The organism is Microbacterium trichothecenolyticum, assembly GCF_030818955.1.
Classification (GTDB): Bacteria; Actinomycetota; Actinomycetes; order Actinomycetales; family Microbacteriaceae; genus Microbacterium; species Microbacterium trichothecenolyticum_B.
In genome coordinates this window covers 363,110-376,942 of record NZ_JAUTBF010000001.1, presented here as the reverse complement: position 1 = coordinate 376,942, position 13,833 = coordinate 363,110, and the positions used below count along the sequence as shown (strand labels likewise).

Genomic DNA, 13,833 nt, shown 5'->3' with positions numbered 1-13,833 from the left:
CAGGGAGACGGGACGGCGGGCAGCTCGATCAGCGCAGGTGCTGCTCGTCGAGCTCCAGCGACTCCGCGGCATCCGTCCCGGTCGACTCGATCGTGCGGGGAGGCCAGGTGCGGAACACGACGGCCGCGCCGACGCCCGCGATCAGGACCGTGACCAACGGAGCCAAGGACGTCAGCACACCGGCGTTCACCTCGGTGAGCGCGATGCCCACCGCGGCCGCGACCAGCCACACGATCGCCCCCGGGGTGATCGCCGACAGGCGCTCGCGGCGCACCTCGGGCAGGGAGGTCGAGCCGCGCGTCAGCGCGATCGCGACGAGCGCGATCGCCACCCACGCGGTGACGAACACCCCCTGCCACGCGAGGGCCTTCAACAGCCAGGTGACGACGTTCGTGAGCATGAGGAGGTACGCGATCGCCCCGCTGACGATCACCCACACCCACCGCGGCAGCGCCAGGCGGAACACCCGCGTGGCGAAGGCGTCGAGGTTGGTCGAGGCGAGGTAGTAGTTCGCGGTGTTGATGCGGGTCTGGGAGACGAAGATCACGAGCAGGCCGAAGAAGCCGAGCGTGCCGAGGAACGCATCGACGACACCGGTCTCGCTCCCCTCGTGCCCGGTGGCCGCGATCACGTAGATGCCGATCAGCCCGTTGACGGCGAACGTGAACAGGTAGAAGACCCACCCGAAGGTGATCGTCCCGTGGAACTTGCGATCGGCCGGGCGACCGAGGCGGGCGTAGTCGAAGGTGTACATCATCATGATCCACACGCCCATGTAGATGAGGTACGACGTGAGCCAGCCGGGCAGGGGGCCCGCCGCAGCGACATCGAAGATCGCCGTCGGCGCGCCGTGCTGCACGGTCGCCGCGATGACGACGGCCACGAGACCGACGACGTAGATGGGCAGCAGGATGCCGTTCAGACGATCCAGCCACCGCTGAACGGGGCCGACGGCCAGGGGAATGGCGTAGACCACGACGAGGAGGTACCAGAGGTTGATCTCGCCGCCGAAGAACTTCTGCAGGGCGACGGCGATGATCGAGCCCTCGAACACCGCGTAGTAGATGGCGGTGGCCGCGAAGATCAGTGTCGCCAACGCCGAACCGAGGATGCCGAACAGACTCCGCGAGAACAGTTCGACCGTCAGGCCCGTGCGGGCGGCGTATCGCGAGAGGACGAGATTGACGACCCCATAGGTCGCCACGGTGAGCGCCATGCCGATGAGCGTGTTGACCAATCCCACGGCGCCGGCCGAGGCGACGGCGACGTAGATCCAGAACATGGCGGAGAACAGTGCCCACCATGCCATGGTGAGTGACCAGCGGGGAACGCGATCGGAGTCGCGGACGAGGTAGGACGAGTACGACAAAGGGACCTCCAAGGGAGAGGGTCGGGTGAGCTCGCTCGGACGGTCAGCGAAACCCGTCGTACTCGGGCAGACGAGCGGGGTGAGCTGGCGAGTTGTCGAGGAGTCTATGGATGCCGGACACGGCTCCCGCATGTGCCGTTCGCCACAGTTCCGGTGTCGTCTTGTGCAGAACGCTCAACCGCCGACGCTCGAGAGCGGGGTCACCCCGCGTTGCGCAGACGGAACGCCAACAGCAGGACAGCCCGCGTCTGCCCGTCCTCGAGGTCGACCCCGAGCAGCGTCTCGATGCGTCGCATCCGGTACGACAACGTGTTGCGATGGATGAAGAGACGGTCGCAGACCGCTCTCGTCGATCCACTCGTCTCGAGGTAGACCTCCAGGGTCTCGAGGAGCACCGGCTCCGCATCGGCGAGGGGTCCGAGAGCGCGGCGGGCGAGCGTCGATACGCCCGAGCGCGGCAAGCCCTCGACCAGCGAGAGCAGATCGGCGACCGGGGCGGGGGCGACCCCGGCCCGCAGCGGCGCACGTCGACACACCTGCAGCGCGACCGCGATCTCATCGAACGAGAGCGACCGGTTGTAGCGCACGTCGAGACCGGCCTCGGCGTCGGCCACCTCGGCGAGGATGTCCCCGAGGTGACGATCCGTGCGCCGGCCCTGCATCAGCAGCGTGGCTCGATCCGCTTCATCGTAGAAGCGCACGCGGGCGTACTCCCGCTCGAGGAGCACGCGCAGACGCCATGTGAGAAGACGCAGGGTCGCCAACGAGACCGTCTCGGGCCGCCGCACCGTCACGGCATCCCACGGCGCATCGGGGACGAAACCCGTCGAAACGGCCGCCGTGCGTTGGTGCTCCGCGTCGGAGCGGGGATCGAGCAGCGCCTGGAAGAACATGCCCGCCGACTGTGAGTGCATCGGCGAGCGGGCCGTCAGGGTGTACGACAGTTGCATCGCCACCACGGCCAACGCGGGCCCGAGCAGGGGCTGCAGCAGCATCGTCTCGTCGCGAGCCTCGACCGCGAGCTGGAAGTGCTGGTGCTCTCCGCCGGGCAGGCGCAGCCGTGCCCGGGTCGTCCGACCAGGTTCGCGATGGGACTCCCCCGCCGCGCCGATCTCGAAACCGGCCGGATCGAGCAGCTGCACGCGTCCGCCCACCGTCTCGCTGAGGCGCCGAAGCAGCTGCGTGAGCGGCGCGCCCTCGGTCGCTTCATGGATGCAGTCGTCGGCGAGTTCCCACCCACGACGCGCGATCTCGTAGCGCTCGGCCGCGAGCTCCTGCCAGATGTGACGCGACAACTTGATCAGCGGGAAGTCCGGGGCCAGCTCGATGAGCGGGAGGTCGTAGTGGGAGCAGGCGAGCGCCAACCCCTCGGGGATCGCGGCGTGAACGGGGCCGAGACCGAAACCCAGCGCACTGGCGCCCGCGCCGACGATGCGCTCGACGTAGGCATCCCACGTGCGCACGTCGCGGACGTTCATGCCCATCCCCAGGGTCAGAACGAGTTCACCGCGCGCGATGTACGGCGAAGGATCCATCAACTCGGACTGCGAGCACCCCGTGACACTGCGTTCGAGGCGGTCGGCCGGCGGGTCCCCCACCAGGCGCAGTCCGAGCACCTCGTCGCCGATCAGATCCGCCAGTCGCATCGCGTCGTCCTTCCACCCCTCACCGCGCATTGTGCACCTTGAACAAACAGAGGATCGATGTTGAGCATACGGCCGAGACGGCACGGCATCCGCGAAACGTACTCTGTGGGGGTGTCCCACCACTTCACGATCAACGCCGATATGGGCGAGGGAATCGGACTGCACCGTTTCGGGTACGACGCCGACCTCATGCCCCTGGTCGATCTCATCAACGTCGCGTGCGGCTTCCACGCCGGCGACCCCCGGGTCATGCGCACCACCGTCGCGCTCGCCGCGGAGCACGGCGTGCGCGTCGGAGCACACCCGGGCCTTCCCGACCTGGTCGGTTTCGGACGTCGACGGATGACGCTGACCCCCGACGAGGTCGACGAACTCATCACCTACCAGGTGGGAGCACTCTCCGCCTTCCTCGACCGGGCGGGGCAACCGCTGTCGCACATCAAGCCGCACGGAGCCCTCTGGGGGATGCTGGCGGACGACGCCGACCTCATGCGCGCCGCCGCACGAGCGACCAAAGCCTTCGGGGTCCCGTTCCTGGGGCTGGCCGGCACCGCGCACGAAAGGGTCTGCCGCGAGGAAGGCGTCGAGTTCATCCCGGAGATGTACGTCGACATGGACTACGACGCCCGTGCGCGCCTGATCCTCACCCGCGCCGCCCACGAGACGGACCCCGCGGCCGCCGCCGACCGCGTCACGCGCGCGATCCGGGGCGAGAGCGTCGCCGCGGTCGACGGCACCGCCGTGAACCTCGTCTTCCACACCGTGTGCGTGCACTCCGACGCGCCCTCCGCCGTGGCGGTGGCCTGCGCCGTGCGCGAGGTCATCGACCATCACCACCGATCGACCACGTCCCCCGAAGGAGACATCTCATGACCGACATCATCTCGCCGCTTCCCGGCGTGTTCTACCGCCGACCGGGCCCGGGCAAAGACCCGTACATCGAGACGGGTGACGCCGTGGATGCCGGTCAGACGATCGGTGTGATCGAGATCATGAAGCAGTTCTCCGAGATCCCCGCACCGGTCGCCGGGATCGTGGGCGAGTTCCTCGTCGGCGACAACGGCGCGGTGAACCCGGGCGACGTGATCGTCACGATCACCGAGGCGTGAGGATGCAGCGTCTTCTCATCGCCAACCGGGGAGAGATCGCCGTGCGTATCGCCCACACGGCGCACTCCTTGGGCATCGAGACGGTTGCCGTCGTGTCGGAGGCGGATCGCGATGCCCTCATCACCGAGGTGGCCGACGCGGTCGCCGTGATCGGTCCGGCCCCCGCCGCGCAGTCCTACCTCTCGCAGGACGCGATCCTCGACGCCGCCCGTGCGCACGGCGCGGACGCTATCCACCCCGGATACGGCTTCCTCAGCGAGAACGCGGACTTCGCCCGTCAGGTGATCGACGCGGGGCTCGTGTGGGTCGGACCCGACCCCGCCACGATCGAGCTGATGGGCGACAAAGCCCGAGCGATCGTCGCGGCGCGCGAAGCCGGCGTTCCCACCCTCCCCGGGAGCGACGGAGCCCTCGGCGACGACGACGACGCCCCGGCCGCGGCGACCGCCGTGGGCTTCCCCCTGCTGATCAAGGCGCGCGCCGGAGGCGGGGGCCGCGGCATCCGCCTCGTGCGCTCACCGGAGGAGTTCGACGAAGCACTGTCGATCGCCCGGAGCGAGGCGCGCGCCTCCTTCGGCGACGACGCGGTGTACCTCGAGCGTTTCGTCCGACATGCCCGGCACGTCGAGGTGCAGGTCCTCGGAGACGGAAAGGATGCCATCCACCTCGGCGACCGCGATTGCTCGATGCAGCGTCGATCGCAGAAGGTGCTGGAGGAGGCGCCGGCGCCCGGGCTTCCCGATGCCACGCGCGAACGCATCCATCAGGCGTCGGTCGACCTCGCCCGATCGTGCGGATACGCCGGGGCCGGCACCGTGGAGTTCCTCTTCGACACCGGCGTCGGGCGAGGCGTTCTTCATCGAGATGAACACCCGCCTGCAGGTCGAGCATCCCGTCACCGAGGCGTTGACCGGCCTCGACCTGGTGGCCGAACAGCTGCGCATCGCCGATGGCGCGCCGCTCGCGCTGACGCAGGCCGAGGTCAGACTGAACGGCCATGCGATCGAATGCCGCATCAACGCCGAAGACCCGTCGCGCGGGTTCTTCCCGAGCCCCGGCACCATCGAGCGCTTCTCGTGGCCCGAGGGCGTCCGGATGGACACCGGCTTCCGAACGGGCTCGGTGGTGACACCGTTCTACGACTCGCTCGTGGCGAAGCTGATCGTGCAGGCCGACGACCGGGACGCGGCGATCGAGGCCATGGACGACGCGCTGGCCGCAACCGCGATCGACGGCATCCAGACGACCCTGCCCCTCCACCGTGCTCTCGTGAACGCGGCCGCGTTCCGAGAGGTGGCGCATTACACGACGTTCATCGAAGCCGAACCGGAAGCGTGGAACCTCTCATGACCTCTGTCTCGATGGCCCCCGCCCGCCTGACCTGGGGAGGGGATGAGTTCCTCTTCGCCGAGATCGACGAAGCGATGGGACTTGCCGCCAACTTCCGCGCGATGACGATCGCCCGCGGTCTCGCACAACGCGAATTGCGCGGCGTGATCGACATCTGTCCCGCGAACGCATCACTTCTGGTGCGCTTCGACCCCGACGAGCTGGACGCCGCTGTGCTGGAGAACACGGTTCGTGAGATCGAGGAGGGGGCGACGGACGCCGCTGACGAGCTGCAGACGCGCATCATCGAGGTACCTGTCTGGTACGACGATCCCTTCACGGCCGAGACCGCCGCGCGATTCCGCGAGGGCTACCATCAGGATCCGTCGTCGGGCGACCTCGATTACGCAGCCCGAGTGAACGGCCTCACCGACAGGGCGGAGTTCATCCGACGTCATCACTCGCAGCCCTGGCTGGTCTCGATGGTGGGATTCGTCGCGGGACTGCCCTTCCTCTACCAGCTGGTCGATCGCGACCAGCAGTTGGAGGTGCCCAAGTACCTCAGCCCCCGAACCGACACGCCTCGGCTCACCCTCGGCCACGGCGGATGCTTCGGCGCGATCTACTCGGTGCGCGGAGCAGGCGGGTACCAGATGTTCGGCGTGGTCGCCCCTCCCATCTACCAGCCGGAACAGACCCTGCCCGACTTCGTGGACTCGTCGGTGCTGTTCCGCGCGGGCGACATCGTGCGGTTCCGCCCCGTCGACGAAGCCGAGTACCACCGCATCCAGGACGAGGTCGACACGGGCACCTACCGTTACCGTCAGGCTCCGGTCACCTTCTCGCTCGGCGCCTCGCTCGCCGACCCGCTCGCCGCCAACCGCACGATGATCGAGGTTCTCGATGGCATGTGAAATCCGCCAGCCCGGGCTGGCCACCACCGTTCAGGACCTCGGTCGCATCGGTCACTACGCCCTCGGCTTCCCGCAGGGCGGCGCGATGGACCAGGAGTCCGCTCGCCTCGCGAACGCCCTGGTCGGCAACGGTCCCGAGGCGGCCGTCTTGGAGTGCGCGTACATGGGGCCCGTCATCGAGGTGACCGCGCCGATCGACATCGCCGTCACCGGGGCTCCGATCGAGGTCCGCGTCAACGGCGAGCCGCGGCCCGCCTGGACACGCATTCGTCTCGAGGCCGGCGACGAGCTGTCGTTCGGCGTCATCCAGGGCGGCACCCGGTTCTTCATCGCCCTGCGCGGAGGGATCGACGTGCCGCTGGCGCTGGGCAGCCGATCCACCTACGCGATCGGCGGCATCGGCGGGGTCGACGGCCGAGCGCTGCGAGCGGGAGACGTGCTCGACACCCTCGCTCCCACGCGGCCTCTCCCCGCGACGGACACGATCGCCGAAGCCGACCGCCCCGTCTTCTCCCGCGAGCAGGAGGTGCGCATCATGTTCGGGCTCTACGACCATCTCCTCTCGGGCGAAGGCCGCCGCCGCCTCGTCGAGGAGGACTGGACGCTCACTCCGACGGCAGACCGTATGGGGCTGCGATACTCCGGGCCGGGAGTCGAGTGGCGCGAACGAGACCAGCCCTTCGGCGCCGGACAGGACCCCTCGAACATCGTCGACGCCGGGTACGCGGTCGGCTCGATCCAGATCCCCGGCGGGACGCAGCCCATCGTGCTGCACCGCGACGCGGTATCGGGCGGCGGGTACGCGATGGTGGCCACGGTCATCAGCGCCGACATGGATCTCGTCGCCCGCGCCGCCCCCGGGACGCGCACACGGTTCGTGCCGGTCGACATGGGCGGGGCGCTCGCCGCCCGGGCGGAGCGACGCTCGCGGATCGCCCGCATCGTGACCACACTCGGCGCGGACTGAGGCGCGCCTCGCCCGCGGGCTTCGCACTCCCACGCGAAACGCCCCGCCCCTCGCGAGAGGGACGGGGCGTTTCGCGTGGCGGTCAGACGCCGGGGTAGTTGCGCACGGCAGCACCCGTGTACAGCTGCTGCGGGCGGCCGATCTTCGTCTGCGGATCGGTGATCGCCTCGCGCCACTGTGCGAGCCAGCCGGGCAGGCGGCCGATCGCGAACAGCACCGTGAACATGCGCGTGGGGAAGCCCATCGCCTTGTAGATGACGCCGGTGTAGAAGTCGACGTTCGGGTACAGGCGGCGGGCCTTGAAGTAGTCGTCTTCGAGGGCGATCTGCTCGAGCTCCTTGGCGAGGTCGAGCAGCGGGTCGCTGACGCCGAGGGCCTCGAGCACCTCGTCGGCCGCCTCTTTGACGAGCTTGGCGCGCGGGTCGTAGTTCTTGTAGACCCGGTGGCCGAAGCCCATGAGCTTGACGCCCTCTTCCTTGTTCTTCACCCGCTCGACGAAGCGCTCGACGCTTTCGCCCGAGTCGCGGATACGGCCGAGCATCTGCAGCACGGCCTCGTTCGCACCGCCGTGCAGGGGGCCGGAGAGGGCCTGGATGCCGGCGGAGATCGACGCGAACTGGTTCGCTCCGGTCGAACCCACGAGGCGCACCGTCGAGGTGGAGGCGTTCTGCTCGTGGTCGGCGTGCAGCATGAGCAGCAGATCGAGCGCCTTCGTCATGACGGGGTTGGACTCGTAAGTCTCGCTCATGACGCCGAAGTTCAACTTGAGGAAGTTGTCGACGAAGCTCAGCTTGTTGTCGGGGTACAGGAAGGCCTGCCCGATGCTCTTCTTGTGCGCGTAGGCCGCGATCACGGGGAGCTTCGCGAGCATGCGCACGGTGTTGAGTTCGACGTGCTCGGGGTTGTGCGGGTCGGACTCGGACTCGTAGTAGGTCGACAGCGCGGCCGTCGCGGCCGAGAGCACCGACATCGGGTGAGCGGTGGGCGGAAGGGCCGAGAACAGGCTCTTCAGGTCTTCGTGCAGCAGGGTGTGACGGCGAATGCGCTCGTCGAACGATTCCAGCTCGGATGCCGAGGGCAGCTCGCCGTAGATGAGCAGCCACGCGACCTCGAGGTAGGTGCTGTTCTTCGCGAGCTGCTCGATCGGGTAACCGCGGTAGCGGAGGATCCCCTGGTCGCCGTCGATGTAGGTGATGGCGGACTTCGTCGACGCGGTGTTCACGAAGCCGTAGTCGAGCGTGGTGTGACCGGTCTGCCTCGTCAGCGACGCGACGTCGATGCTCGGGATGCCGTCGGTGCCGCGCAGCACCGGGAACTCGGCGGTGGTGCCCCCCACCGTGAGGGTGGCCTTGTCGTGCTGCGTTCCCGCGTCGCTCACCGCGCCTCCTTGCGATTTCTGGTCGCCCGTATGGTCGATCGCGGCGCCCGGGGCTCCGCGGCCTTCGACCGATGGATGCCACGGGTGTGTCATCCGGGTCGGCATGCGCCCGGAGGGTCACCCGAACACAGTGCTTTTACAGCCTAGTAGTCGCGCCGACGTACAGATGACACCGCCAAAGCATGCCCCCATCGAATGGAGGGATCCTCCTCATGCGCGTCGGTGATGCCCGGCGTACGCCGCCGGGGTCATGCCGAGCCGGAGGCGGAACGCCGAGATGAAGCTGCTGACGGAGTCGTAGCCCACGGCGAGGGCGACGGCGTGCACGGGCTCCCCCTGGACGAGCAGCCCGACCGCGACGTGCAGGCGCGCGCGCACCCGCCACTCGCGGAAGGTGCATCCCGTGTCGGAGAGGAATGCCCGGGCGATGGTCTTGGCGCTGACGCCCACCTCGGCCGCCCACTGCTCGAGGTCGCGATCATCGTCGGGTGCGGCGAGGAGCGCGACGGCGATCGCGCGAGCGCGTGGATCCTGCGGCAGGGCGACGACCTCGCGCGAGACGGGCGCCTCGGCGACCAGTTTGCTCAGCAGGGCGAAGCTCTCCTGCCGGCGCACCTCGGATCGACCCTCCGCGGCCAGGTAGCGCAGGAGCGCTCCGCCGAGCGGATCGAGCGAGAGCACGCGCGCACGACTCCACCCCGTCGGACTCGGCCGGTGCCGCTGGTCGATGTAGGCACTGACGAGTTCTCCGGGTTCGGTGAACCGCATCTCGTGGAGCACGCCGGTGGGAATCCACGCCGCGTGATCTCGACGCAGGTGCCAGCGATCGGTCCCGACCGACACCTCCACGGATCCGGATGCCATCCACGCGAGCTGATCCTCCTCGTGCCCGTGGAGGTCGAATCCCCTGCCACCGTCCACGAATGTCGAGGTGACCGCGAACTCCGCGAATGTCCGTTCGCGACCATACGACGCGAGTCCAGAGGCATCCACCAGGCTCGGGTGTTCGCCACGGGACATGACCGTGTCCTCGATCAGCACTTCGTGTCTCCTCACGATGATGGCGGGCAAGGTAAGGCAAGGCTAACCTGGCGACGCCCACACCCGCCTACCCGAGAGCTCCCATGTCCGCATTCCCACTCCGCTCCCGCATCGCGCGCCTCGCCACGCTCGGCACCGTCCTCGCCGTCGCCGCAGCGCTCCTCACCGGTTGCGGTGGCACCGCCACGGCCGTCGCCGAGAACGCGACCTATTCGACCGAGCCGAGCGACACGTTCCCCGTCACCGTCGCCCACAAGTTCGGCGAGACCACCGTCGAGGCTGAACCGCAGCGAGTCGTCGTGGTGGGTCTCACCGAGCAGGACATCCTGCTGGAGCTCGGCACGCCCCCGATCGCCACGACCGAGTGGTACGGCGAACAGCCCTACGCCGTCTGGCCGTGGGCGACCGACCTGCTCAACGGCGCCGAGCCCACCGTGCTCTCCTCGACCGACGGCTTCGAGTTCGAGAAGATCGCCTCGCTGGAGCCGGACCTCATCGTCGGCACCAACGCCAACATGACCGCCGACGATTACACGAAGCTCAGCGCGATCGCCCCGACGATCGCGAGCGCCCCCGGTACGGAGCGGTACTTCTCCGACTGGAAGGGACAGACCCGCCAGATCGCGCAGGCGATGGGTCGCAGCGCCGAGGGAGAGAAGCTCGTCACCGGCATCGAGGAGCAGTACGCGGCCGCCGCGGCGGCGCACCCGGAGTTCGCCGGGAAGACGGCATCCTTCTCGCAGGGCGGCCCCTGGGAGGGCAGCATCTACGTCTACCCGGACGGGTTGAACACGGACTTCCTCACCGACCTCGGCTTCGTCATGACCCCGGGACTGGAGAAGTACGTCCAGCAGGAGGGCGCGCAGGCGCTCATCTCGGGCGAGAACATGTCGCTCATCGACGCCGACGTCATCGTCTTCGCCACCGAGAGCGCCGAGTCGCTGCCGGCTCTGCTCGACTTCGGCACGACCCGTTCTCTGCATGCCGTGACCGGCGGTCACGCCGTCTACACCGACGCCGAGCTCGCCGGGGCGATCTACTTCCTCACGCCGCTCAGCCAGAAGTACGTCATCGAGCACCTCGTGCCGCGGCTCGAGAAGGCCGTGGCGGGGACATCGCCCCAGAGCGTCGAGGGCTGATCCCCCGGTGACCTCCGCACCCGCGGTCGCGTCGCGCCCCGGCGCGCGGCGCGACCGCCTCCCGTCCTCCTCGCGGCGCCGACGCGCCGCGGGGCTTCTCACCGCCGTACTCGCGCTCGTGATCGCTGCCGGCCTCAGCATCGCGGTGGGCTCGAACCCGCTCGGACCGGCCGACATCTGGCACGCGATGGCGCATCCCGACGGTTCCCTCAGCGACCAGATCGTGCTCGACCTGCGTCTGCCGCGCACGGCCGCCGCCCTCGTCGCCGGCATCTGCCTGGGGCTGGCCGGCGCGCTCATCCAGGCCTTCACCCGCAATCCCTTGGGAGATCCCGGCATCCTGGGAGTGGATGCCGGAGCCGCCCTCTTCGTGGCGATCGGCGTCGTGCTGGGCGCCGTCACCGCTGTGCAGTTCCTCCCGTGGGCATTCGGCGGGGCGCTGCTGGTCACCGTGACCGTCTACGCGATCGGCGGCGCCGGTCGCGGCGGCCCCGACCCGGTGCGCCTGACCCTGGCGGGTGTCGCCGTGGGCGCGGTGCTCCTGGGTATCACCAGCGCCATGATGCTGCTCGACCCCGTCACCTTCGCGCGTCTGCGCGGATGGAACGCCGGGTCGTTCGTCGAGCGGGGATGGGACGTCATCGTTCCGGTACTCCCCTTCGTCGGGGCGGGCGTCGTCGTCGCCCTCGCCTGCGCCCGCTCGCTGAACGCCCTGGGACTGGGCGACGACCTCGCCGCCTCTCTCGGCGCCCGTCTGGTGCGCACGCGCGTGCTGTCGATCGTGGCCATCACGGTGCTCGCCGGCTCCGCCACCGCCATCGCGGGGCCCATCGCGTTCATCGGGCTCATGGCGCCGCACGTCGCCCGCTGGGTCGTCGGCCCCGACCAGCGCTGGATCCTGCCCTACACGATGGTCATCGCCCCCACGGTGCTGCTGCTCTCCGACGTCATCGGACGGGTCGTGCTGTGGCCGAGCGAAGTGCCGGTGGGAATCGTGACGGCCTTCGTGGGCGCGCCCGTGCTCATCGCCCTCGTCCGCCGCGCGAAAGCGACCAGCCTGTGACCACCCCCCTCTCCCGCACCGTGGAGGCGACGCCCGCCCCCGGTCCCCGCACGGCCGTCGTCCGCCGCGCGGGCGTGTCGCTGCGCTTCCGCGTCCGCACCCTCGTCACCGCCGTCGTCGTCGCCGCGGTCGCCCTCGCCCTCGCGATCCTCGCCCTCTGCCTCGGCGACTTCGCCCTCACCCCCGCTCAGGTGGCCGGTGCCCTGCTCGGCGTCGACGGCGGCTTCACCGCGACGGTCGTGCGCGAATGGCGCCTGCCGCGCGTGCTCGCCGCCCTCGTGTTCGGCGCGGCATTGGGGATCTCGGGGGCGGTTTTCCAGTCGCTCACCCGCAATCCCCTGGCCAGCCCCGACGTCATCGGACTGTCGGCAGGCTCCTACGCGGGGGGCCTCAGCGTCATCCTCCTGCTCGGTGCGAGCGCGGGCAGCATCGCCGTCGCGGGTGGCGCCATCGTCGGCGGACTCGTCGCCGCGGCCCTCGTCTACGCGCTGGCGTACCGCCGTGGCATCCAGGGCTTCCGTCTCATCGTCGTCGGGATCGGGGTCTCGGCCATGCTGCAGGCGCTCAGCACCTACCTGCTGCTGCGCGCGAAGATCGAGGTCGCGATGGTCGCGGCGGTGTGGGGAGCGGGCTCGCTCACGCCGGTCGGCTGGGCGCAGTTCCTCCCCACCGTGGGCGTCGTGATCGTCGCGTGCGCCGCCCTGGTCGGTTTCTCGGGTGCCCTGTCGCGTCTCGAACTCGGCGACGACGCCGCCCGGGCTCTCGGCGTCCGTGTCGAGAGGTCCCGACTCGGGCTGGTCGTCTGCGCCGTCGCGCTCACCGCCGCCGTCACGGCCGCCGCCGGCCCGATCGCGTTCGTCGCCCTCGCCGCCCCGCAGATCGCCCGCCGCCTGGCTCGCACGGCGGGAATCGCGCTCGTACCGTCCGCGCTCGTCGGCGCGGTCGTGCTGCTCGCCTCGGACGTCGTCGCCCAGCACGTGCTTCCCACCCCTCTGCCCGTCGGACTGGTGACCGTCGTCGTCGGCGGGCTCTACCTCGTCTGGCTCCTCGTCCACGAAACCCGGAGACGTGCATGATCGCTCCCGCCCGCCTCACCGCCACCGACCTGACGATCGGCTACGACCGACGCATCATCTCGCAGGGTCTGTCGGTCGCCATCCCCGACGGGTCGTTCACCGTCATCGTCGGCGCCAACGCGAGCGGCAAGTCGACACTGCTGCGAGCGCTGGCCCGACTGCTCACGCCCTCCGCCGGAACGGTGCGTCTCGATGAGCGCCCGCTCGCCGACTACCAGCCGAAGGAGCTCGCCCGCGCCGTGGGACTGCTGCCGCAGACCTCGATCGCCCCCGACGGGATCACCGTCATCGACCTCGTGGCACGCGGGCGCTTCCCGCACCAGGGGTTCCTCCGCCAGTGGTCGGAGCAGGACGAGACGGCGGTGACCGAGGCGATGGATGCCACCGGCATCGCCGACCTGTCCGGGCGCCTCGTCTCCGAGCTCTCGGGCGGTCAGCGCCAGCGCGTGTGGATCGCGATGGCGCTCGCGCAGCAGACGCCGATCCTGCTGCTGGACGAGCCCACGACGTTCCTGGACATCGCGCACCAGATCGAGCTGATGGAGCTGCTGACCGACTTGAACGCGCAGGGTCGCACGCTGGTCGCGGTGCTCCACGACCTGAATCAGGCGGCGCGCTACGGCACCCACCTCATCGCGGTGAAGGACGGGCGCATCGTCGCCGAGGGCTCCCCGGCCGACATCGTCACCGCCGAGATGGTGGAGGAGGTCTTCGGGCTGCGCTGCGTCGTCACGCCCGACCCCGTGTCGGGCACACCCGCGGTCTCCGCCCTCGGTCGCGACCGGGCGGCACGCGGATGAGG

At 69.6% G+C, this 13,833-nt stretch carries 13 protein-coding genes and 1 pseudogene; 10 read left to right on the top strand and 4 right to left on the bottom strand.

The genetic code is table 11. The features are described 5' to 3' along the window. Positions 1 to 28: 28 nt before the first annotated feature. Positions 29 to 1,369 carry a purine-cytosine permease family protein gene (locus tag QE412_RS01735; RefSeq protein WP_307479382.1) on the bottom strand — a complete coding sequence of 447 codons (1,341 nt, stop codon included), beginning with the start codon at positions 1,367 to 1,369 and terminating at the stop codon, positions 29 to 31. Between the two features lie 200 nt (positions 1,370 to 1,569). Then, on the bottom strand, positions 1,570 to 3,015 hold the full coding sequence (locus tag QE412_RS01730) for a PucR family transcriptional regulator (protein ID WP_307479380.1): 1,446 nt from the start codon (positions 3,013 to 3,015) through the stop codon (positions 1,570 to 1,572). A 111-nt stretch (positions 3,016 to 3,126) separates the two neighbouring features. Between QE412_RS01730 and pxpA the strand changes: the two genes are divergently transcribed. From pxpA to QE412_RS01700, 6 genes and pseudogenes are all read left to right on the top strand, one after another. Then, complete coding sequence (gene pxpA, locus QE412_RS01725; RefSeq protein WP_307479377.1) at positions 3,127 to 3,888, top strand: 5-oxoprolinase subunit PxpA; 762 nt, start codon at positions 3,127 to 3,129, stop codon at positions 3,886 to 3,888. After that, a complete protein-coding gene (locus QE412_RS01720) occupies positions 3,885 to 4,124 on the top strand; it encodes an acetyl-CoA carboxylase (protein ID WP_307479374.1) in 240 nt (79 codons plus the stop codon). Before pxpA ends, QE412_RS01720 begins: the two co-directional genes overlap by 4 nt. 2 nt (positions 4,125 to 4,126) lie before the next feature. Further along, positions 4,127 to 4,900 (top strand): annotated as a pseudogene (locus tag QE412_RS01715) (ATP-binding protein); the annotation flags it as partial. Between the two features lie 88 nt (positions 4,901 to 4,988). After that, a complete protein-coding gene (locus QE412_RS01710) occupies positions 4,989 to 5,474 on the top strand; it encodes an ATP-binding protein (protein ID WP_307486972.1) in 486 nt (161 codons plus the stop codon). Further along, positions 5,471 to 6,367, top strand: a complete 897-nt coding sequence (locus QE412_RS01705) for a 5-oxoprolinase subunit B family protein (protein WP_307486969.1) — start codon at positions 5,471 to 5,473, stop codon at positions 6,365 to 6,367. Before QE412_RS01710 ends, QE412_RS01705 begins: the two co-directional genes overlap by 4 nt. Further along, the gene (locus QE412_RS01700) at positions 6,357 to 7,334 is read left to right on the top strand and encodes a 5-oxoprolinase subunit C family protein (protein WP_307479371.1); all 978 of its coding nucleotides are present in this window, start codon (positions 6,357 to 6,359) and stop codon (positions 7,332 to 7,334) included. The genes QE412_RS01705 and QE412_RS01700 overlap by 11 nt, the downstream gene beginning before the upstream one ends. 82 nt (positions 7,335 to 7,416) lie before the next feature. Here QE412_RS01700 and QE412_RS01695 read toward each other — a convergent pair whose 3' ends face one another. Then, positions 7,417 to 8,712 (bottom strand): citrate synthase, encoded by a 1,296-nt coding sequence (locus tag QE412_RS01695; protein ID WP_307479368.1) that lies wholly within the window; start codon positions 8,710 to 8,712, stop codon positions 7,417 to 7,419. A 210-nt stretch (positions 8,713 to 8,922) separates the two neighbouring features. Continuing rightward, positions 8,923 to 9,732 carry a helix-turn-helix transcriptional regulator gene (locus QE412_RS01690; RefSeq protein ID WP_307479365.1) on the bottom strand — a complete coding sequence of 270 codons (810 nt, stop codon included), beginning with the start codon at positions 9,730 to 9,732 and terminating at the stop codon, positions 8,923 to 8,925. Between the two features lie 104 nt (positions 9,733 to 9,836). Here QE412_RS01690 and QE412_RS01685 point away from each other — a divergent pair, with 104 nt between their 5' ends. From QE412_RS01685 to QE412_RS01670, 4 genes are read left to right on the top strand one after another with little or no spacing between them, the layout of a single operon-like run. After that, positions 9,837 to 10,892 (top strand): ABC transporter substrate-binding protein, encoded by a 1,056-nt coding sequence (locus QE412_RS01685; protein WP_307479360.1) that lies wholly within the window; start codon positions 9,837 to 9,839, stop codon positions 10,890 to 10,892. Positions 10,893 to 10,899: 7 nt separating this feature from the next. Continuing rightward, positions 10,900 to 11,955: a FecCD family ABC transporter permease gene (locus tag QE412_RS01680; protein WP_307479358.1), complete on the top strand. Its 1,056-nt coding sequence runs from the start codon at positions 10,900 to 10,902 to the stop codon at positions 11,953 to 11,955. Then, entirely contained in the window at positions 11,952 to 13,031 is a 1,080-nt protein-coding gene (locus tag QE412_RS01675; protein ID WP_307479355.1) for a FecCD family ABC transporter permease, read from the top strand. The genes QE412_RS01680 and QE412_RS01675 overlap by 4 nt, the downstream gene beginning before the upstream one ends. After that, complete coding sequence (locus QE412_RS01670; RefSeq protein WP_307479352.1) at positions 13,028 to 13,831, top strand: ABC transporter ATP-binding protein; 804 nt, start codon at positions 13,028 to 13,030, stop codon at positions 13,829 to 13,831. The genes QE412_RS01675 and QE412_RS01670 overlap by 4 nt, the downstream gene beginning before the upstream one ends. Positions 13,832 to 13,833 lie beyond the last annotated feature (2 nt).